The organism is Amycolatopsis sp. NPDC114504 (assembly GCF_055633595.1).
Genome location: NZ_JBVKDU010000001.1, coordinates 1,886,343 through 1,904,820 on the forward strand (window position 1 = coordinate 1,886,343; position 18,478 = coordinate 1,904,820).

The 18,478-nt window shown below is 72.8% G+C and carries 14 protein-coding genes; 10 read left to right on the forward strand and 4 right to left on the reverse strand.

The features are described 5' to 3' along the window. Positions 1-7: 7 nt before the first annotated feature. From ACZ7PG_RS08800 to ACZ7PG_RS08835, 8 genes are all read left to right on the forward strand, one after another. Complete coding sequence (locus tag ACZ7PG_RS08800) at positions 8-841, forward strand: urea amidolyase associated protein UAAP1 (protein WP_470238483.1); 834 nt, start codon at positions 8-10, stop codon at positions 839-841. Beyond that, entirely contained in the window at positions 838-1,473 is a 636-nt protein-coding gene (locus ACZ7PG_RS08805; RefSeq protein ID WP_470238484.1) for an urea amidolyase associated protein UAAP2, read from the forward strand. Before ACZ7PG_RS08800 ends, ACZ7PG_RS08805 begins: the two co-directional genes overlap by 4 nt. Continuing rightward, complete coding sequence (gene uca / locus ACZ7PG_RS08810; protein ID WP_470238485.1) at positions 1,470-4,997, forward strand: urea carboxylase; 3,528 nt, start codon at positions 1,470-1,472, stop codon at positions 4,995-4,997. Before ACZ7PG_RS08805 ends, uca begins: the two co-directional genes overlap by 4 nt. After that, on the forward strand, positions 4,994-6,583 hold the full coding sequence (locus ACZ7PG_RS08815; RefSeq protein WP_470238486.1) for an allophanate hydrolase: 1,590 nt from the start codon (positions 4,994-4,996) through the stop codon (positions 6,581-6,583). Before uca ends, ACZ7PG_RS08815 begins: the two co-directional genes overlap by 4 nt. A 40-nt stretch (positions 6,584-6,623) precedes the next feature. Further along, a complete protein-coding gene (locus tag ACZ7PG_RS08820; protein ID WP_470238487.1) occupies positions 6,624-7,880 on the forward strand; it encodes a hypothetical protein in 1,257 nt (418 codons plus the stop codon). A 60-nt stretch (positions 7,881-7,940) separates the two neighbouring features. Continuing rightward, a complete protein-coding gene (locus ACZ7PG_RS08825) occupies positions 7,941-8,561 on the forward strand; it encodes a DUF998 domain-containing protein (protein WP_470238488.1) in 621 nt (206 codons plus the stop codon). A 127-nt stretch (positions 8,562-8,688) separates the two neighbouring features. Continuing rightward, a complete protein-coding gene (locus ACZ7PG_RS08830; RefSeq protein WP_470239021.1) occupies positions 8,689-9,879 on the forward strand; it encodes a thiolase family protein in 1,191 nt (396 codons plus the stop codon). Continuing rightward, positions 9,879-11,990: a 3-hydroxyacyl-CoA dehydrogenase NAD-binding domain-containing protein gene (locus tag ACZ7PG_RS08835; protein WP_470238489.1), complete on the forward strand. Its 2,112-nt coding sequence runs from the start codon at positions 9,879-9,881 to the stop codon at positions 11,988-11,990. The genes ACZ7PG_RS08830 and ACZ7PG_RS08835 overlap by 1 nt, the downstream gene beginning before the upstream one ends. Here ACZ7PG_RS08835 and ACZ7PG_RS08840 read toward each other — a convergent pair. Continuing rightward, positions 11,987-12,415, reverse strand: a complete 429-nt coding sequence (locus ACZ7PG_RS08840; protein ID WP_470238490.1) for a hypothetical protein — start codon at positions 12,413-12,415, stop codon at positions 11,987-11,989. The two genes, ACZ7PG_RS08835 and ACZ7PG_RS08840, sit on opposite strands and share 4 nt — an antisense overlap. A gap of 69 nt (positions 12,416-12,484) precedes the next feature. On the opposite strand from ACZ7PG_RS08840, the gene ACZ7PG_RS08845 reads away from it, so the two are divergent. Beyond that, entirely contained in the window at positions 12,485-14,014 is a 1,530-nt protein-coding gene (locus tag ACZ7PG_RS08845) for a twin-arginine translocation signal domain-containing protein (RefSeq protein ID WP_470238491.1), read from the forward strand. Beyond that, entirely contained in the window at positions 14,008-15,084 is a 1,077-nt protein-coding gene (locus ACZ7PG_RS08850) for an alpha/beta hydrolase (RefSeq protein ID WP_470238492.1), read from the forward strand. Before ACZ7PG_RS08845 ends, ACZ7PG_RS08850 begins: the two co-directional genes overlap by 7 nt. Before the next feature lie 34 nt (positions 15,085-15,118). Here the strand turns inward: ACZ7PG_RS08850 and ACZ7PG_RS08855 are convergent, their stop codons facing one another. From ACZ7PG_RS08855 to ACZ7PG_RS08865, 3 genes are read right to left on the reverse strand one after another with little or no spacing between them, the layout of a single operon-like run. Then, positions 15,119-16,243: a sensor histidine kinase gene (locus tag ACZ7PG_RS08855; protein WP_470238493.1), complete on the reverse strand. Its 1,125-nt coding sequence runs from the start codon at positions 16,241-16,243 to the stop codon at positions 15,119-15,121. Next, a complete protein-coding gene (locus tag ACZ7PG_RS08860) occupies positions 16,240-16,917 on the reverse strand; it encodes a response regulator transcription factor (RefSeq protein WP_169734892.1) in 678 nt (225 codons plus the stop codon). Before ACZ7PG_RS08860 ends, ACZ7PG_RS08855 begins: the two co-directional genes overlap by 4 nt. Positions 16,918-16,952: 35 nt before the next feature. Continuing rightward, positions 16,953-18,455, reverse strand: coding sequence for a PucR family transcriptional regulator ligand-binding domain-containing protein (locus ACZ7PG_RS08865; protein ID WP_470238494.1), 1,503 nt, complete (start codon positions 18,453-18,455; stop codon positions 16,953-16,955). Positions 18,456-18,478: the final 23 nt, after the last annotated feature.

An 18,478-nucleotide genomic window follows, 5' to 3' on the forward strand; every position in this document is an offset into this window, starting at 1 on the left:
GACGTCCATGAGCACCACCGCCACCCCCTACGGCGCCCGCGACCACGCCCGCGCCCAGGCCGGCACCGTGGTCGAAACGATGCCGTCGATCCCGGCGAGCACGTGGCCGGCCGAGGTTCCCCAAGTCGCGCCCGAGGCGCTGACCTGGGCCGAGACGGTCGCCGGCGGCGGGTACACGCACAAGGTGCTCGCGCGGGGCACCCGGCTGCGGCTCACCGACGTCGACGGCGACGCCTGCGCGCACCTGCTGCTGTTCAACGCGGATCAGCCGTGGGAGCGGCTGAACGTCGCGGACACGGTGAAGGTGCAGTGGAACGCCTACCTGGGCCCGAAAGTGGCACTGCTGTCCGACCAGGCGCGGGTGCTCGCGACGATCGTCTCGGACTCGAGCGGGCGGCACGACGCGCTGTGCGGGACGTCCACTGTGGACGGAAACCGTGAGCGCTACGGCGACGGCGCCCCGCAGGGCCCCTCCCCCGCCGGGCTCCCCCTGTTCACGTTGGCGGCGGCCAAGAACGGCCTCGGGCCGCGCGACCTGCCGCCGAGCCTGTCGTTCTTCCAGGGCGTGCGGGTCCAGCCGGAAGGCGGCCTGGACTTCACCGGGTCCGCGGGCGCGGGCGGGTCCGTCGAGCTCCGGATCGAAATGCCGGTGATCGTGCTGATCGCCAACGTCGCGCACCCGGTCGACCCGCGGCCGGACTACACCGTGACCAACCTCGAAGTCCTCGCCTGGCGCGACCGGCCGTCCACTCCGGACAGTCCGGAGTGGACGCACTCACCGGAGGCGCAGCGGGCCTTCGAGAACACCGCCGACTACCTGACCGCCCGGGGGATCGCATGAGCACGGCCTACCGTTCCACGCTGGAGCTGACGTTCGACGTCGCCGCGCGCGCCCCGTTCTCGACCGTGCTGAAGCGCGGCAGCGAGCTGGCGATCATCGACCTCGGCGGCAACCAGGCCGTCGACTTCCTCTGCTACGACGCGAACGACACGAGCAAGCGCTACAGCGCGGCGGCGACGATCGCGGCCCAGCGCAACATCTTCCTGACCACCGGCAGCGTGCTGCGCACCCAGGAAGGCGCACCGCTGCTGACCGTCGTCGCCGACACCTGCGGGCGTCACGACACGCTCGGCGGCGCGTGCAGCAAGGAGTCCAACAGCCTCCGCTACGGCCAGCACACCCGCTTCCAGCACGCCTGCGTCGAGAACTTCCTCAGTGAAGGCGCGAAGTGGGGGCTGGGCAAGCGCGACCTGGTCAGCAACGTCAACTGGTACATGAACGTGCCGGTCGAAGAGGACGGCACGCTCGGCATCGTCGACGGGATCTCCGCGCCCGGCCTGGAAGTCCGGCTGCGCGCCGAGACCGACGTCCTCGTGCTCGTGTCGAACTGCCCGCAGATCAACAACCCCTGCAACGGGTTCGACCCGACGCCGGTGCGCCTGGTCGTGACGTCCCCCGGAGGCGGCGAGTGAGGCTGCTCGTCGCCAACCGCGGCGAAATCGCCGTCCGGATCCTGCGCACCGCCGGAGAGCTGGGCCTCGAGACCGTCGCGGTGTACTCCGACGCCGACCGCCTCGCCCCGCACGTCCGGCTCGCCGACCGGGCCGTGCGGCTCGGTCCGGCGCCCGCCGCGGAAAGCTACCTGCGGGCGGGCGCGATCGTCGAGGCCGCACTCGAAACCAGCTGCGACGCCGTCCATCCCGGTTACGGTTTCCTGTCCGAGGACGCCGCGTTCGCGCGGGCCTGCGAGGAGGCCGGGCTCGCGTTCGCCGGGCCGTCGCCCGCACACCTGGAAGTGTTCGGCAGCAAGCACACCGCCCGCGAGGCCGCCGTCGCCGCGGGTGTGCCGCTGCTCGCCGGCACCGGCTTGCTGTCCGATGTGGACGAAGCGGTGGCCCGCGCCGCGGAGATCGGCTACCCGGTGATGCTCAAGGCGACCGGGGGCGGCGGCGGGATCGGCATGCGCGCGTGCGCGTCGCCCGACGAGCTGCGCGACGCCTGGGAGACCGTGCGGAGCGTCGCGGCCAAGAGCTTCGCGAACTCCGGGGTGTTCCTGGAACGCCTGGTGCGCCGCGCGCGGCACGTCGAGGTCCAGGTGTTCGGCGACGGCTTCGGCGAGGTCCTGGCGCTGGGCACCCGTGACTGCTCGTTGCAGCGGCGCAACCAGAAGGTCGTCGAGGAGTGCCCGGCACCGGACCTTCCCGACGCCGTCCGGAAGCAGCTCGTCGACTCGGCCGTCGCACTGTGCTCGTCGGTGCGGTACCGCTCGGCCGGCACGGTCGAGTACGTCTACGACCCCGACCGCGAAGAGGCCGCGTTCCTCGAGGTCAACACGCGGCTGCAGGTCGAGCACCCGGTCACCGAGGCGGTCTACGGCGTCGACCTGGTCGCCTGGATGCTGCGGCTCGCGCAGGGTGACCGCGCGATGTTCCGCGCGGCGCCGGTCGCGCGCGGGCACGCCGTCGAGGCGCGCGTGTACGCCGAGGACCCGGGTGCCGGGCACCGGCCGAGCGCGGGGCTCGTCACGCGCGTCGCGCTGCCCCCGGGTGCCCGCGTGGACACCTGGGTCGAACCGGGCACGACCGTCACCACCCACTACGACCCGTTGCTGGCCAAGGTGATCTGCACCGGCACCACCCGCACCGACGCCATCGCGCACCTGCGGGAAGCGCTCGCCGTGACCCAGGTCGACGGGGTGCGCACCAACCTCGGGCAGCTGCGCGCGGCGGCCGCCGACGCGGCGTTCGGCGCGGCCGCCCACGACACGTCCACTTTGGACGGAATCGAAGACGGCGAACCTCGCGTCGACGTCGTGCGCGGCGGGACCATGACGACCGTGCAGGACTGGCCCGGCCGCACCGGCTTCTGGCACGTCGGGGTCCCGCCGAGCGGGCCGATGGACGACCGCTCCCTGCGGCGCGGCAACCTCGCCCTCGGCAACCCCGAAGGCGCGTCCGGCCTGGAGTGCACTGTGGACGGCGTGACGCTGCGGTTCTCGCACGCCACCCAGGTTTGTGTCACCGGCGCCCCGACCACCGTGCTCGTCGACGGCACAGAAGTTCCGTTGTGGACACCCATCGAAGTACCCGCCGGAGGCACGCTCGACCTCCGGGCGTGCACGGCGGGGCTGCGTAGCTACGTGCTCGTCCGCGGCGGCATCGACGTCCCGGCGTTCCTCGGCAGCACGGCGACGTTCACCCTGGGCAAGTTCGGCGGGCACGGTGGCCGCGCACTGGCCGCGGGCGACGTCCTGCGGACCGGGCCCGAGCCCGCGGACCCCGTCGTGGGCCCGGTCGCCGACCGCCCGGAGTTCGCCTCGCACTGGACGATCGGCGCGCTCGAAGGACCCCACGCGGCGCCGGAGTTCTTCACCCCCGAAGACGTCGACACGTTCTACGCCACGGACTGGCAGGTGCACTTCAACTCCGCCCGCACCGGCGTCCGGCTCGTCGGGCCGCGGCCGAAGTGGACTCGCGCGGACGGCGGCGAGGCCGGCCTGCACCCGTCGAACATCCACGACACGCCGTACGCGATCGGCGCCGTCGACTACACCGGCGACCTGCCGATCCTGCTCGGCCCGGACGGGCCCAGCCTGGGCGGGTTCGTCTGCCCGGCGACGGTCGCCACCGGCGAGCGGTGGAAGCTCGGGCAGCTGCGCCCGGGCGACACCGTGCGGTTCGTCCCGATCGACGCCGACCACGCGGCGGTGCTGCGGCAGCGGCCGGCCACCGCGGTGACGTCCACCAGGACGGCCCGCCACGACGGCGGGGTCCTGGGACGGCAAGCGTCCGAGGGCGACGAGCCGTCCGTCACCTACCGGCGCAGCGGGGACGACAACCTGCTCGTCGAGTACGGCGAGATGAAGCTCGACCTCGCCCTGCGGATGCGGGTGCACGCGCTCGGCGAACGGCTCGCGGCCGAGGGCGTGCCGGGGATCGTCGACCTGACGCCGGGCATCCGGTCGCTGCAGGTGCATGTCGACCCGGACGCGCTGCCCGTCGAAAAGGCGCTCGGGCTGGTGCGCGAGCTGGAACGCGACCTGCCGCCGACCGCCGACCTCGAGGTGCCGAGCCGCAGCGTCCGGCTGCCGCTGTCGTGGGACGATCCGGCGACGCGCGAAGCGATCGAGCGGTACATGACCGGCGTGCGCGACGACGCGCCGTGGTGCCCGTGGAACATCGAGTTCATCCGCCGGGTGAACGGACTGTCCAGTGTGGACGACGTCTACCGGACGGTGTTCGACGCGGAGTACCTGGTGCTCGGCCTCGGTGACGTCTACCTCGGCGCGCCGGTCGCGACGCCGCTGGACCCGCGTCACCGCCTGGTGACGACGAAGTACAACCCGGCGCGGACGTGGACCGCGGAGAACTCGGTCGGCATCGGCGGCGCGTACCTCTGCATCTACGGCATGGAGGGGCCGGGCGGCTACCAGTTCGTCGGCCGGACCGTGCAGGTGTGGAACAGCTGGCACGGCGGGGACCGGCCGTGGAACCTGCGGTTCTTCGACCGGATCTCCTGGTACCCCGTGTCCGCGGACGAGCTCCTGGAGCTGCGCGCGCAGAGCTCGTCCGGGCAGCTGGCGCTGGACACCACCGACGGCACCTTCAAGCTGGCCGAGTACCAGCAGTTCCTCGCCGACAACGCGGACGGCATCGCCGCGTTCCGGGCGACGCAGTCGGCGGCGTTCGAGGCGGAACGGCGGGCCTGGGCCGCGGCGGGCGAGTTCGACCCGAAGCCGGAACCGGTGACGCTGCCGCCGAAGCGGGTCGAGGCACCGCCGGGCGGCCACGTCGTCGAAGCGCCGTTCGCCGCGACGGTGTGGCGCGTCGACGTCGCGGCGGGCGAGCGCGTCGAGGACGCGCAGTCGCTGGTGACGCTGGAAGCGATGAAGACGGAGGCGCGGATCCCCGCGCCGGCCCGCGGTGAGGTGGTCGAGGTGCTCGTGTCCCCCGGTGACCAGGTCGCCCCCGGAACGCCGTTGGTGGTGCTCGGATGAGCCTCCGGGAACGAGTGCACGCCGCGTACCGGCGGATCGAGCAGGTCGACCGGCCCGAGATCTGGATCGACCTGCGGCCGGAGGCCGAGGTACTGGCCGAGGCCGAAGCGTTGGTCCAGCGCGGGCTGCCGCTGTACGGCAAGCTCGTCGCGGTCAAGGGGAACATCGACGTCGCCGGGCTGCCGACGACGGCGGGTTGTCCGGCCTACGCGTACAAGCCGGAGACCGACGCGCCGGTCGTCGCGCGGCTGCGGGCGGCCGGGGCGCTGGTGCTCGGCGCGACCAACCTCGACCAGTTCGCGACCGGGCTGGTCGGCACGCGCAGCCCGTACGGCGCGGTCCGCAACGCCGTCGACCCGGCGTACGTGTCGGGCGGGTCCAGCTCGGGGTCGGCGGTGGCCGTCGCGCTCGGCATCGCGGACCTGGCCCTGGGCACGGACACCGCGGGCTCCGGGCGGGTGCCGGCAGCGTTCAACGGGATCGTCGGGCTCAAGCCGACGCCCGGGCTGCTGCCGACCGAAGGCATCGTCCCCGCCTGCGCGAGCATCGACTGCGTGTCGCTGTTCGCGCGGACGGTCGAGGAGGCGGCGTTCGCCCTGACCTGCCTGGCCGAACCCGCGCGAGTCCACCCGGGACGGTTCCGGCTCGGCGTGCCGGACCGGCTGGGACCGCTTGAAGCGGGCTGGGCGGAGGCGTTCGAGGCCACCGTCGCGGAGTACGCGGCGGCGGGCGCCGAAGTGACCACAGTGGACATATCGACATTCCTGGAAGCGGCGGACCTGTTGTACGGCGGCGCGTTCGTCGCCGAGCGCTACACCGCGGTCGGCGAGTTCCTGGACGCGCATCCGGACGCCGTGGACCCGGTGGTGCACGGCATCATCACCGGCGCCAGGGACATTCCGGCGCACCGGCTGTTCGCCGACCAGCGAACCCTGGCCGGGCTGCGCACCGAAGCCCTCGCGGTGCTGGCCGGCGTCGACGCGCTCCTCATGCCGACGACGACCGAGCACCCCACGATCGCCGCGGTGGCCGCGGATCCGGTCGCGGTCAACGCCCGCCTGGGCCGGTTCACCAACTCCACCAACCTGTTCGGATTGTCGGCGCTCGCGGTCCCGGCGGGCACGGTGGCCGGGCGCCCGTTCGGCGTGATGCTGGTCGGCGCCCCGCACGACGACCTGAAACTGGCCGCCCTCGCCGGGCTGCGCGGCGAGCGGGTGCCGATCGTCGTGGTCGGCGCGCACCTGCGCGGGCAGCCGCTGAACCACGAGCTGACTTCGCGCGGCGGGCGGTTCGTTTCCGAGGTGTCGACTTCGGCGTCGTACCGGCTGTTCGCGTTGGACACGGTGCCGCCGAAGCCCGGGCTGGTGCGCGTCGCGTCCGGCGGGGTGGCGATCAAGGCGGAGGTGTGGGACCTGCCGGTACGCGGCTTCGGCGAGTTCGTCTCGCGGATTCCCGCTCCGCTGGCGATCGGCAAGGTGGAGCTGGCCGACGGCTCGCGCGTGTCCGGCTTCCTGTGCGAGCCGGCGGCGACGGAGGGTGCGGAAGACATCTCGGCGAAGGGCGGCTGGCTGGCGCACCTCGGGTAATTCGGATGCGGACCGATCACGCGGCCCGCACACTGAGGACGTGAACACCCTGCCTTGCGGCCATCCGGGCCGCATCGGCACCTTGCGCCTCTGCCCGCACCTGGCTGTCGAAGAACCTCCCCCGTCCACGCGTCACCTGACCGGCGTGGGCACGCGCTACGACCTGGTCTGCGGGCTCTGCACGCCGGCCGCGCTGGTCGACGTCTGCGAGAGCTGCGCCGATCGGGCCGACCAGGAGAGCTTTCCCGCGGGCTGGCACGGCGAGCCCGAAATCCTGCTGCGGGACGGGGAACTCGGCGGAAGCTGGTCGACGCGCCCCTGCCCGGTGCGGCCGGTGAACGACGGCTGCCTGGCCCCGATGCCCGGCGGCTGGCTCGCGCTCACCGAAGAGGGGTTCGTCCGGATCGACGAAGACGACCAGTGGCTCCTCGGGCCGGTCGAGCTGCCCGCGGAGACCTACGAAGACATCCGGGACATCCCGGACCGCCCCCGCCGCGGCCTGCACACCTCGCGGGACGGCCGGTACGCGGCGGTCGTCTCGGACTACGGCCAGTTCGCCACCGTCGTCGACCTGCGCGAGTGGCTCACCGTCGTCGACCTCGACCGGGACTGGAACGACAACGAGCTCACCCGGTTCCCCTTGGCCTTCCTCGGGGAAGGCGAGACGGCCAGGGTCGTCGCGGGGACGGACTGGAACCGGCTCGACGTGTTCGCACTGCCCGGCGGAGAGCTGCTGACCGACCGCGAAACCGCGGCGCCGGACCGCGGCGAAAAGCCACCCGAGCACTACCTCGACTACTTCCAGGGCGCGCTCCACGTGAGCCCGTCCGAACGGCGATTGGTCGTGGACGGCTGGGTCTGGATGCCCGTGGGCGCGCCGCTGGTCGTGGACGTCGCGGCGTGGCTCAGCGGCGACGTCCACGCGGCCGAAACGGGCCGGCATCTCACCCCCGGCCGCAGCAGCGACTGGGACCAGCCGATCGCGTGGCTCGACGACACCACGGTCGCCGTCCAGCGCATGGGCGCCGCGTGGCAGGAGCTGCTCGACGGCGTCGAGCTGTACGACGCGGGAACCGGCCGCCGGACCGGGATGTTCGCGGGTCCGAAGGGACCGATGTGGGGTCACCGCGGCCTGCTGTACGTCACCGCCGAAGCCGGCTTCGAGATCTGGGACCCGGCGACAGGCGCCCGGACCGGGTTCGCCGAGGGCTTCCGCCCCGCCGCGCACGACCCCGCGACCGGCGCGTTCGCCGAACTGCGTAACGATCAGCTGAGGATCTGGGCCGCCGTCGGGTAACAACGCTCGTTCCGGGGCAGGAAACCGCCGATGACCTCGGTGAGACCCCGGAGGCGGCCCATGACCACCGCGACCCAGACCCCCCTCGTCCACTCCTACCTGTACCTGCGGCGCGCGATCGGGCTCATCGGCCTGGCGCTGCCGATCGTCCTGATCGTAGGCAAGCAGGTCGTCCAGGGCGGCGATCTCATCGGGTCGCTCAGCGGCTACTACTACAGCGATCTCGGGAATGTCTTCGTCGGCGCGATGTGCGCGGTGGGCGTGTTCCTGCTCGCCTACTACGGCCACGACTTCATCGACAACCTGGCGAGCACAGTGGCCGGTCTCGGCGCGATCGGGCTGGCGCTGTTCCCGACGACCCCGGACCGCGACGTCTCGTCGTGGGACCGCACGTCCGGCGTGCTGCACCTGGTGTTCGCGGCCGTGTTCTTCCTGATGCTGGCGTACTTCTGCCTGCGCCTGTTCCCGCACGACGGCGAGCAGCCGGCGGGGACCGGTGTCGTCTACCGCGTGTGCGGGGTGGTGATCCTGGCCGCGCTCGTGCTCATCGCGGTGACGAGCTGGCTGCGTCTCGTCCCGGAATGGCACCCCGCGTTGTGGCTGGAGAGCGCCGCGGTGTGGGCGTTCGGCGTCGCCTGGCTCGTGAAGGGGCAGACGCTGACGCCCAAGAGTGTGCCGTAGCCCACTCGACCGGGCCACACCACTGGTTACCGGCGGGTAACAAGGGCTATCGTGCGGGCAAAGACCTCTACTCCATGGAGCATCAGTGGCCGCACCAGCAACGCCGCTCGCGCCGACCGCGCGGGGCGTGCGCACCGTCGCCTTCGTCGAGGGGGTACGGACCCCCTTCGGCAAGGCCGGCGACAAGGGCATCTACGCCGGGACCCGCGCCGACGACCTCGTCGTCAACGCCATCCGTGAGCTGCTGCGGCGGCACCCGGAGCTGCCGCCCGAGCGCGTCGACGAGGTGGCCATCGCCGCCACCACCCAGATCGGCGACCAGGGCCTGACCATCGGCCGCACCGCCGCGCTGCTCGCCGGCCTGCCGAAGTCCGTGCCGGGCTTCGCCATCGACCGCATGTGCGCCGGCGCGATGACCGCCGTCACGACCGCCGCGTCCGGCATCGGCTTCGGCGCCTACGACATCGCCATCGCCGGCGGCGTCGAGCACATGGGCCGCCACCCGATGGGCGAGGGCGTCGACCCGAACCCGCGGATCATCGCCGACAAGCTCGTCGACCCGACCGCGCTCGTCATGGGCCAGACCGCCGAGAACCTGCACGACCGCTTCCCCGCGATCACCAAGCAGCGCACCGACGCCTACGCCGCGCGCAGCCAGGAGCGCTACGCCGAGGCCGTCAAGACCGGCAAGATCGGCCCCGAGCTGGTCCCCGTCGCGACGCGCTCGAAGGAGCTGGGCTGGGGTCTCGCCACCGAGGACGAGCCGCCCCGCCCGGGCACCACGCTCGAGACCCTCGCCGGCCTGAAGACGCCGTTCCGCCCGCACGGCCGGATCACCGCGGGCAACGCGGCCGGCCTCAACGACGGCGCGACCGCGTCGATCCTCGCCGACGAGGAAACCGCCCGCGAGCTGGGCCTGCCGGTCGCGATGCGGCTGGTCGGCTACTCCTTCGCCGGCGTCGAGCCGGAGGTCATGGGCATCGGCCCGGTGCCGGCCACCGAGAAGCTGTTCAAGCGCACCGGTCTCTCCATCGACGACATCGGCCTGTTCGAGATCAACGAGGCCTTCGCCGTGCAGGTGCTGGCCTTCCTCGACCACTTCGGCATCGACGACGAAGACCCGCGCGTGAACCAGTGGGGCGGCGCGATCGCGTGCGGCCACCCGCTGGCGTCGTCCGGCGTCCGGCTCATGACGCAGCTGGCCCGCCAGTTCGCCGAGCGGCCCGACGTCCAGTACGGCATGACCACGATGTGCATCGGCATCGGCATGGGCGGCACCGTGATCTGGGAAAACCCGGCCTTCCAGGGGGCGAAGTAATGACTTTCACCGCAGAAGAGGCGAAGGCCGCGTTCCCGGACGAGGTCGTCACCAACGCCGTCACGCGGCTGGTGAAGGTGCCCGGGCTCGAGAAGCCCGTCGCGCTGATCACGCTCGACAACGGCCACGACCACACCCGGCCGAACACCTTCGGCCCGCAGGGGCTCGTCTCCCTGAACGCCGCGCTGGACAAGGCGTTCGAGGCCGAGCCGGCCGCGATCGCCGTCACCGGCAAGCCGTTCATCTTCGCCGTCGGCGCGGACCTGTCCGGCGTCGAGTCGGTCAGCGACCCGAAGCTGGCGCGCGAGATCGCCCAGACCGGGCACGACGTCTTCCGCCGCCTCACCGAGACGAAGATCCCGACCTTCGGGTTCATCAACGGCGCGGTCATGGGCGGCGGCCTCGAGCTCGCCCTGTCCTGCCACTACCGGACGCTCTCGGAGAACACCGCCGCGATCGCGTTCCCCGAGGTGTTCCTCGGCCTGTTCCCGGGCTGGGGCGGCACGCAGCTGCTGCCGAACCTCATCGGGCCGGACGCCGCCGTCACGGTGATCATCGAGAACGCGCTGGCGCAGAACAAGATGCTCAACGTCAAGAAGACGGCCGAGCTCGGCATCGTCGACGCGGTCTTCGGCAGCGCCGACTACCTCGAGCAGTCGCTGCTGTGGCTGGCGAAGGTGGTGAACGGCGAGATCACCCCGGAGCGTCGCGAGATCAACCGCGACTCCGAGTGGGACGCCGCGATCGCCCGGGCCAAGTCCCTTGTGGACGGTCGCACGCACGGTGCGTCGCCGGGTGCCACCAAGGCCGTCGAGCTGCTGGACCTGGCTCGCGAAAACGATCTGGACCGCGGCTATGCGGCCGAAACCGACGGCCTCGCCGAGCTGCTCATGTCCGACGTCCTGCGCGCCGGGCTGTACTCGTTCAACCTGGTCAACAAGCGCGCCAAGCGCCCGGCCGGCGCGCCGGACCGGAACCTGGCGCGCAAGGTGAACAAGGTCGGCATCGTCGGCGCCGGCCTGATGGCCAGCCAGCTCGCGCTGCTGTTCGTGCGCCGCCTCAAGGTGCCGGTCGTGCTGACCGACGTCGACCAGGCGCGCGTCGACAAGGGCGTCGGGTACGTCCACGACGAGATCGACAAGCTCCTGGCCAAGAAGCGCGTCTCCCCGGACGGCGCCAACCGGCTCAAGGCGCTGGTCTCCGGCTCGCTCGACAAGGCCGCGTTCTCCGACGCCGACTTCGTCATCGAGGCGGTGTTCGAGGAGCTGGGCGTCAAGCAGCAGGTGTTCGCCGAGCTGGAGCAGCACGTCAAGCCCGAGGCGATCCTGGCGACGAACACGTCGTCGCTGTCGATCACCGCGATGGCGTCGAAGCTGCAGCACCCCGAGCGCGTGGTCGGCTTCCACTTCTTCAACCCGGTCGCCGTGCTGCCGCTGCTGGAGATCGTTCGCGGCGAGCAGACCGACGACGCGTCGCTCGCGACGGCGTTCTCGGTCGGCAAGCAGCTCAAGAAGTCCAGCGTGCTGGTGAAGGACGCGTCGGCGTTCGTCGTCAACCGGCTTCTGCTGCGCTTCCTGGGCGAGGTCCTGGTGGCCGTCGACGAGGGCACGCCGTTCGAGGTCGCCGACGGCGCGCTCGAGCCGCTCGGCCTGCCGATGTCGCCGCTGACGCTGATGCAGCTCGTCGGCCCGGCCATCGCGCTGCACGTCGGCGAGACGCTGCACGAGGCGTTCCCGGACCGCTTCACCGTGTCCGACAACCTCGCCAAGTTCGTCAAGGCGGGCAAGAAGGGCGTCTGGGTCTGGGACGACAAGGGCAACCAGTCGCCCGACCCCGAGGTCGTCGCGCTGTGGACGCAGGGAGACTCTCCGTCCACTTCGGAGCAGGTGCGCGAGCGGGCGCTGTCGGCCATCGCCGAGGAGATCCGGATCATGCTCGACGAGGGCGTGGTCGCGGAGGCGCAGGACATCGACCTGTGCCTGATCCTCGGGGCCGGCTGGCCGTTCTGGAACGGCGGCATCACGCCGTACCTGGACCGCTCCGGCGTCTCCGAGCGCGTGAACGGCAAGCCGTTCCTCGCCCCGGGCGTGGCGTCGGTCCCGGCTGACTAGTACTCGCCCTCTCGAGGGCACTTCGGCGGCGGCGCGGTGAGTTTCAGCTGCGCCGCCGTCGTGTCGGAGTCGATCACCGTCACCCGCTCGGCGGTCCGGAAGCGGGCGTGCAGCTCCCGGGCCCAGGCCATCAGGTCGGTGCCCGGGACGGCGAGCAGCGAGACCGCAGGCGGGTCGACGAACACGCGCCGCGCCTTCGCGTCGTCGTGGAAGGACCGCGCGGCCCCCTGCATCTCGGCGTCGGACGGGAAGACCAGGACGACCGCCGCGCACAGGGTGTGCCCGGCGAGCGGGACCGGGTTCGTGTCCACCGGCAGGTCCGGCGGCCGCTTCAGGGCCGCGACGCCGAAGGCCAGCCCCACCCCGGCCGCCAGCGCCAGCGCGAAGACCGGGACCACGACGCGGACCAGCGGCTTTTCCGTCACGCCCAAGATCACAGCACACGTTGGCCGCCGGGACACCGCCCGTTCACCCCGGCGGCTTAGCGTCCGCGCGTGACCACCGACAGACGCCGGTTCCTCAAGGGCGCCGGGCTCGCGGCCGCCGCCGCGGGCATCCCCCTCCCCTCCTCCGGGAACTCCGAGCTGGACCGCCTGTGCGGCCGCTACCAGTGGCTGGTGGGCGACCACCACACGCACAGCCAGTACTCCTACGACGCGATGTACCGGATCGACCAGATCGCCCGCGGCGGGCGGGCGCACGGCGCGGACTGGATCGTCTTCACCGACCACGGCCACGCCGAGCACGAGAAGGCGTCGGTCGAGCCGACCGAGGCGGACTTCCTCGCCGCCCGGCGGAAGTACCCGGACCTGCTGCTGTGGCACGGCATGGAGTGGAACGTCCCGGGCGCCGAGCACGCGACGGTGTTCTTCCAGGCCGGGGACCGGCAGGCGGCGAAGCTGCGCGAGTTCGAGCGGACCTTCGACTGGCGGCTGACGGGCTCGGAGGCGTCGAGCCCGGCGAACGAGGCCCTCGCGCTGCGGGCGTTGCGCTGGCTCGCTTCGGAGGAACAGGCGAAGCGGATCCACGCACCGGTCGTGCTGGTCAACCACCCGCTGCGCAACGGCCGCGTCGCCCCGCACGAGCTGCGCGCGTACCGCGACGCGGCGCCCGGCATCGTGATCGGCATGGAGGGCGCGCCCGGCGCGCAGGCCGACGGCTTCCCGAAGCCGCTCGGCAACGGCGGCGCCCGCGGCGGCTACGCGAACGGCCCCGGCCCGAACTCGTGGCCGGGCTTCCCGGCCGAGGCGTACCGGACGTTCGGCGGCTGGGACTGGGCGACGGCGAAGGTCGGCGGGCTCTGGGACTCGCTACTCGCCGAGGGCAAGCCGTGGTGGATCACCACGAACTCCGACTCGCACTACAACCGCGGCGACACGCTGGTGCGGCCACAGGTCGCGGACGACTGGTACGACACGCACGGGAAGTTCCCGGACCCGGTCGACACCGGCTCCCCGCAGCTGCTCGCGCCGTACGCGGACTTCTACCCCGGAGAGTTCAGCCGCACGTACGTCGGCGTGACGCGGCGAAGCCTCGAAGGCGTCCTGGAGGGCCTGCGGGCCGGGCGGATCTGGCTGACGCACGGCGGGCTAGCCCAGGACCTTCAGGTCGGCGCGTACGGCGGTGGCGCTTCGGCGACGCTGGGCGGGCGGCTGCGGGTGCGGCGAGGCTCGGACGTCACGCTCGTGCTGTCGGCGCGGCTCGCGTCGCGGCCGAACGGCGGCGGCTCGGTGCCGCGGCTGACGCGCCTGGACGTCGTCGCGGGACCGGTCACCGGACCGGTCACCGACCCCGACACGATGGCCGCGCCGGGTACCCGGGTCGTCGAGTCGTTCGAGCCGCGCTGGGCGCCCGGGCGGCAGGTCGTGTTCCGGCACACCTTCCGGAACGTGCGTTCGCCGTTCTACGCGCGGGTCCGCGGGACGAACGGGGATTCCGGGCCCACACCGGACGTTATCGGACAGGCGAACCCGTTCGAGGACTTGTGGTTGTACGCGAACCCGATTTTCGTGGACGTGTGCTGAACGGACTCGCCAGACCACTGCTCGTCCGAGCGGTGATGACCGGGCTGCGGTGGCTGCTGCGGCTGCCTTCGCCAGTGCTCCGCGTGCTGGCCGGCCATCCCGTGGTGGTCGACGGGCGGCAGCCGGTGCTGAGCGCCCGGGTGCTGATGCGGGTGTCGCGGCTGGCGCCGTTCGACGCGCCGCACCGGAACGGCAGCCTCGCGCGGGCCCGGGCGGAGCTGAACCTGGCGGGTGCGCTGGCCGGCGCCGGGATCTGCCGCGGGGTGCGGACGCACGACTCGACGTGGCCCGGGCCGGGCGGCCCGCTGCCGCTGCGGCTGTACGAGCCGTCCGGGGTCCCGGCGCCCGGCCCGGCGCTGGTGTACTTCCACGGCGGCGGGTTCGTCCTCGGCAGCCTGGACACGCACGAGGGCGCGTGCCGCCTGCTGGCCGAGGAGGCCGGGGTGCGGGTAGTGTCGATCGGCTACCGGCTGGCCCCGGAACACCCGTTCCCGGCGGCGGCATCGGACGCGGTGGCAGCGTTCGCCCACGTCTCTTCCCACGCGCCGGAGTTCGGCATCGACCCGGCGCGGCTCGCGGTGGGCGGCGACAGCAGCGGCGGCAACCTGGCGGCGGTGGTGGCCCACGCGGCGGCCCGCGGCGAGCTGCCGAAGCCGGCGTTCAGCCTGCTCCTGACCCCGGCGACGGACGCGCTGGGTGAGTCGGAGTCGCACCGGCAGTTCGGGTCGGGTTTCCGTCTCGACCGCGACGAATGGGCCTGGTACCGCGCGCAATACGTGCGAGACCCGGCGCTGTACAAGGACCCGCGGGCATCGGTGCTGTACGACGACCAGCTGGCCGGCCTCCCGCCGACGTACGTGGCAACGTGCGGCTTCGACCTGCTCCGCGACGAAGGCGAGGCCTACGCGCTCCGCCTCGCGTCGGCAGGGGTCCCGTTGGTGCACCGACGGCACGAGGGGCAGCTCCACGGCTTCGCGAACCGGGTCGGCATCGACCCGGACGCCCGAGCGGCGATGGTCCACGCGGCGGGAGTCCTCCGCGCCGGCCTCGCGCTGAGCGGTCGTGAGTGAGAAACAGTGTTCTAACCCTGTTTCTCACGCACGACTAGCGGACCGGGAGGTGGACCGTCACGCCCAGGCCGCCGCCCACGATGGGTTCTGCCGTCACGCTTCCGCCGTGCGCCGCGACCGCCGCGCGGACGATCGACAGGCCCAGGCCCGCTCCGTGGCGGGCCGTGCGGGCTACCCCCGCCCGGCGGAACGGCTCGAACAGCTCCGGTACCGCCGCCGGGTCGAGCAGCCCGCCCGATGAGCGCACCCGCAGCATCGACCACTGCGGACCCGGCTGCGTCACGACCTCCAGCCAGCCGCCCTCGACGTTGTGGCGGACCGCGTTCTCCAGCAGGTTGCCCGCGATCCGCTCCAGCAGCGCCGGGTCGCCGAACGCCGGTGCCGGCGTCACCGCGAACGTCGCCCGGATCCCGCGCTGGTCGGCTTCCGTGCGCGCCGCGCGCCAGGCCCGGTCGACGACCGCCGCCAGGTCGACCGGCTCGCGGACGCCGAGGCCGGCGCCGTCCGTGCGGGCCAGCAGCAGCAACGAGTTCACCAGCTGCCCGGCTCGCTCGGTCGCGTCGCGGACCACCCCGCCCATCCGGCGCAGCTCGGCTTCGTCCGCGTCGTCGTCGGAAAGGGTGACGTCGAGCTCCGTGCGGATCACCGCCAGCGGCGTCCGCAGCTCGTGGCTCGCGTTCGCGACGAAGTGGCGCTGCGCGTCGAACGCGGACTGGAGGCGGTCGAGCATGTCGTCGAACGTGCCCGCCAGCTCGGCCAGCTCGTCGCGCGAGCGCACCTCGCCGATCCGCTCCCCCAGCGACTCGACCGACAGCCGCCGCGCGGTGCCGGTGATCTCGCGCAGCGGCAGCAGCACGCGCGAGGTGAACGTCCAGGCGAGGATCGCCGCGGCCGCGACCACCAGCAGGAACGCGACCGACCCGAACAGCAGCATCCGGTTGCGGGCGTGCACGCGCAGGTGCTCGGCGAGCGTCGACGCGTCGACCTGGACGCCGTCGACGACGACCACGCTGCCCGGTGGCATCTGCGGGACGTTGTCGAGCGAGTCCCGGACCAGCGTCCAGGCCAGCCAGAGCAGCAGCAGGCTGACGGCGGCGACCAGGACGGTCGCCAGCAGGGTGATCCGGGCGCGGAGGCTGCGGGTGCCCGGCAGGTTCACGCGCGTGGTGCGCCGGGCTCCGGCACCCGGTACCCGGAGCCGACGACGGTCTCGATGATCCCCGGCTCGCCGAGCTTCTTGCGCAGCGTCATGACGGTGACCCGGACGGTCGTCGTGAACGGGTCGGCGTTCTCGTCCCACACGCGCTCGAGCAGCTCCTCGCTGCTGACCACCGACCCGGCGGCCGACAGCAGCACCTCGAGGACGCCGAACTCCTTGCGGGTCAGCTCGACCGGCCCGCTCGCGCGGCGCACGGTGCGCTTGGCCGGATCCAGCTCGACGTCGCCGGCGGTGAGCAGCGGCGGCGCGGCCGGGGTGGCGCGCCGGCCCAGCGCCCGCACCCGGGCGACCAGCTCGGGGAAGGCGAACGGCTTCGCGAGGTAGTCGTCGGCGCCGAGCGACAGCCCGTCGACGCGATCCGACACCGAGCTGCTCGCGGTCAGCATCAGCACCCGGGTCAGCTCCCCGGACGCGACGATCTCCCGGCACAGCTCGTCGCCGGACATTCCGGGCAGGTCCCGGTCCAGCAACACGACGTCGTACCGCGTGACGGCGGCCTTTTCGTGCCCGTCGTCCCCGGTGAGCGCGACGTCCACCGCCATTCCCTCACGGCGCAGCCCGCGGGCGATCGCGTCGGCCAGGGGTTCTTCGTCCTCGACTACCAAAACTCGCACGAGACCACAATTCCATATTTTCCTGAGAGTGCCCTTTAAGGACGATGTGCGTCCGGTGAGGCCCACCGCAGGGCGAACCACAGCCGCATCCGGACCTCCGGGTCCGCCAGATCCACCCCCAGCGCCTTCTCCACCTGCGCGATCCGGTGCCGGACGCTGTTGCGGTGCACGCCCAGCTCGGCCGCCGTCGGCTCCCAGCCGCCGTGGTGGGCCAGCCACGTCCGCAACGTCAGCACCAGCTCGCGGTCGCCCGCCGCGTCCAGTGCGACGAGCGGTTCGAGGGCCTTCGCGGCGAAGCCCGCCGCGGCGCCCGGGGCCAGCAGCGCGTCGAAGTCCGACGAACCGGCGACGATCGGGCGGCCGAGCGTGCGGGCCCGCGCCAGCAGCAGGTCGACCTCCGCCTCCTCGAGACGGTCGGCCGGTGCCGGCGACCCGGCCGCGGCCAGCCAGCCGAAGGAGCGGAGGTCTTCCAGCACCGCGAGCGACGGCGCGGTGCCCACGATGGCCACGAAAGCAGGGCCGGGCAGTACCGAAACCAGCGGTGTGTCCAGCCGCGCGCGCAGCCAGTCCGGGCGCTGCGCCCCCTCGCCGGGGCCCCGCCGGTAGGCCGCCCCGGCGATCAGCCGGACGACCTCGGAGCCCACCAGCGCCCGCGCCACCTCCCGGGCCGACGTCCGGCCGAGCAGCAGGCCGGTCGCCGCCGCGCCCAGCTCGGCGGCGTCCGAACCGGCCCGCCCGACCAGGCCGAGGAGGGCCGCGCCGACGGCGAGGATCGCGCGGTCGGCGCCGTCGAAGCGCCCGGCGCGGCCGAGCACGACCAGGTGCGACGCGGTGGCCTGCGGGTACACCGGCTGGACCACGACGAACCCGCCGTCCAGCTCGGTGGTCGCGCTGCGGATCCCGCTGCCCGCCCGCACCGTCGCCATCAGCTCCCGCACCGCGGGCGGCAGCGGCGCGGGCGCGTCGTGCGCCGAGGCGAGGACGTCCCCGGCGCCGACCAGCGCGACCCACGACTCCAGCAGCTTCGCCAGTGACGAGGTCAGCTCGCCGAGCCCGCCGCCCGCGGCGCGCGTCAGTGTCTCGCGGGCGGCGGTGATCCGCCGCTGTTCCCGCTGCGCCGCCTCGGTCAGCGCGACCGAAACCGCCTGGTTGATCGCCAGGAACGGCGTCCGCGTCGGCACCACCAGCAGCGGCAGCCCGTACCGCGCGCAGGCCCGGCGCAGCGGCTCGGGCAGCGTCTCGAACACGTTCGGGGTGAGTCCGAAGCCGAGCGCCGTCACGCCGGCGTCGCGCAGGCCCCGCACGTACCGGTCGACCTCCGCCGGCAGGTTCACCCCGGCGGTGAGGATGAGCTCGCCGCCGACCAGGTAGGGCGCGGGGTCCTGCAGCTCGCTGACGTGCGCCCAGCGCACCGGCGCGTCCAGCGCGCCCGGCCGCAGGGTCTCGCGGACGACGTGCAGCGCGAGCTCCCGGTTGCCGACCACCGCCCGTAACGGGACATTCACTTCGGAAGACAACGGATCCAGGTTCTGGGTCATTCCGTCTCCAGAAAGTCGATTTG

Excerpts from the sequence above, each read along its gene's own strand:
- ACZ7PG_RS08800 (WP_470238483.1), top strand. The coding sequence starts at position 8 with ATGAGCACCACCGCCACCCCCTACGGCGCCCGCGACCACGCCCGCGCC.
- ACZ7PG_RS08835 (WP_470238489.1), top strand. The coding sequence starts at position 9,879 with ATGACTTTCACCGCAGAAGAGGCGAAGGCCGCGTTCCCGGACGAGGTC.
- ACZ7PG_RS08805 (WP_470238484.1), top strand. The coding sequence starts at position 838 with ATGAGCACGGCCTACCGTTCCACGCTGGAGCTGACGTTCGACGTCGCC.
- ACZ7PG_RS08815 (WP_470238486.1), top strand. The coding sequence starts at position 4,994 with ATGAGCCTCCGGGAACGAGTGCACGCCGCGTACCGGCGGATCGAGCAG.
- ACZ7PG_RS08825 (WP_470238488.1), top strand. The coding sequence starts at position 7,941 with ATGACCACCGCGACCCAGACCCCCCTCGTCCACTCCTACCTGTACCTG.
- ACZ7PG_RS08865 (WP_470238494.1), bottom strand. The coding sequence starts at position 18,455 with ATGACCCAGAACCTGGATCCGTTGTCTTCCGAAGTGAATGTCCCGTTA.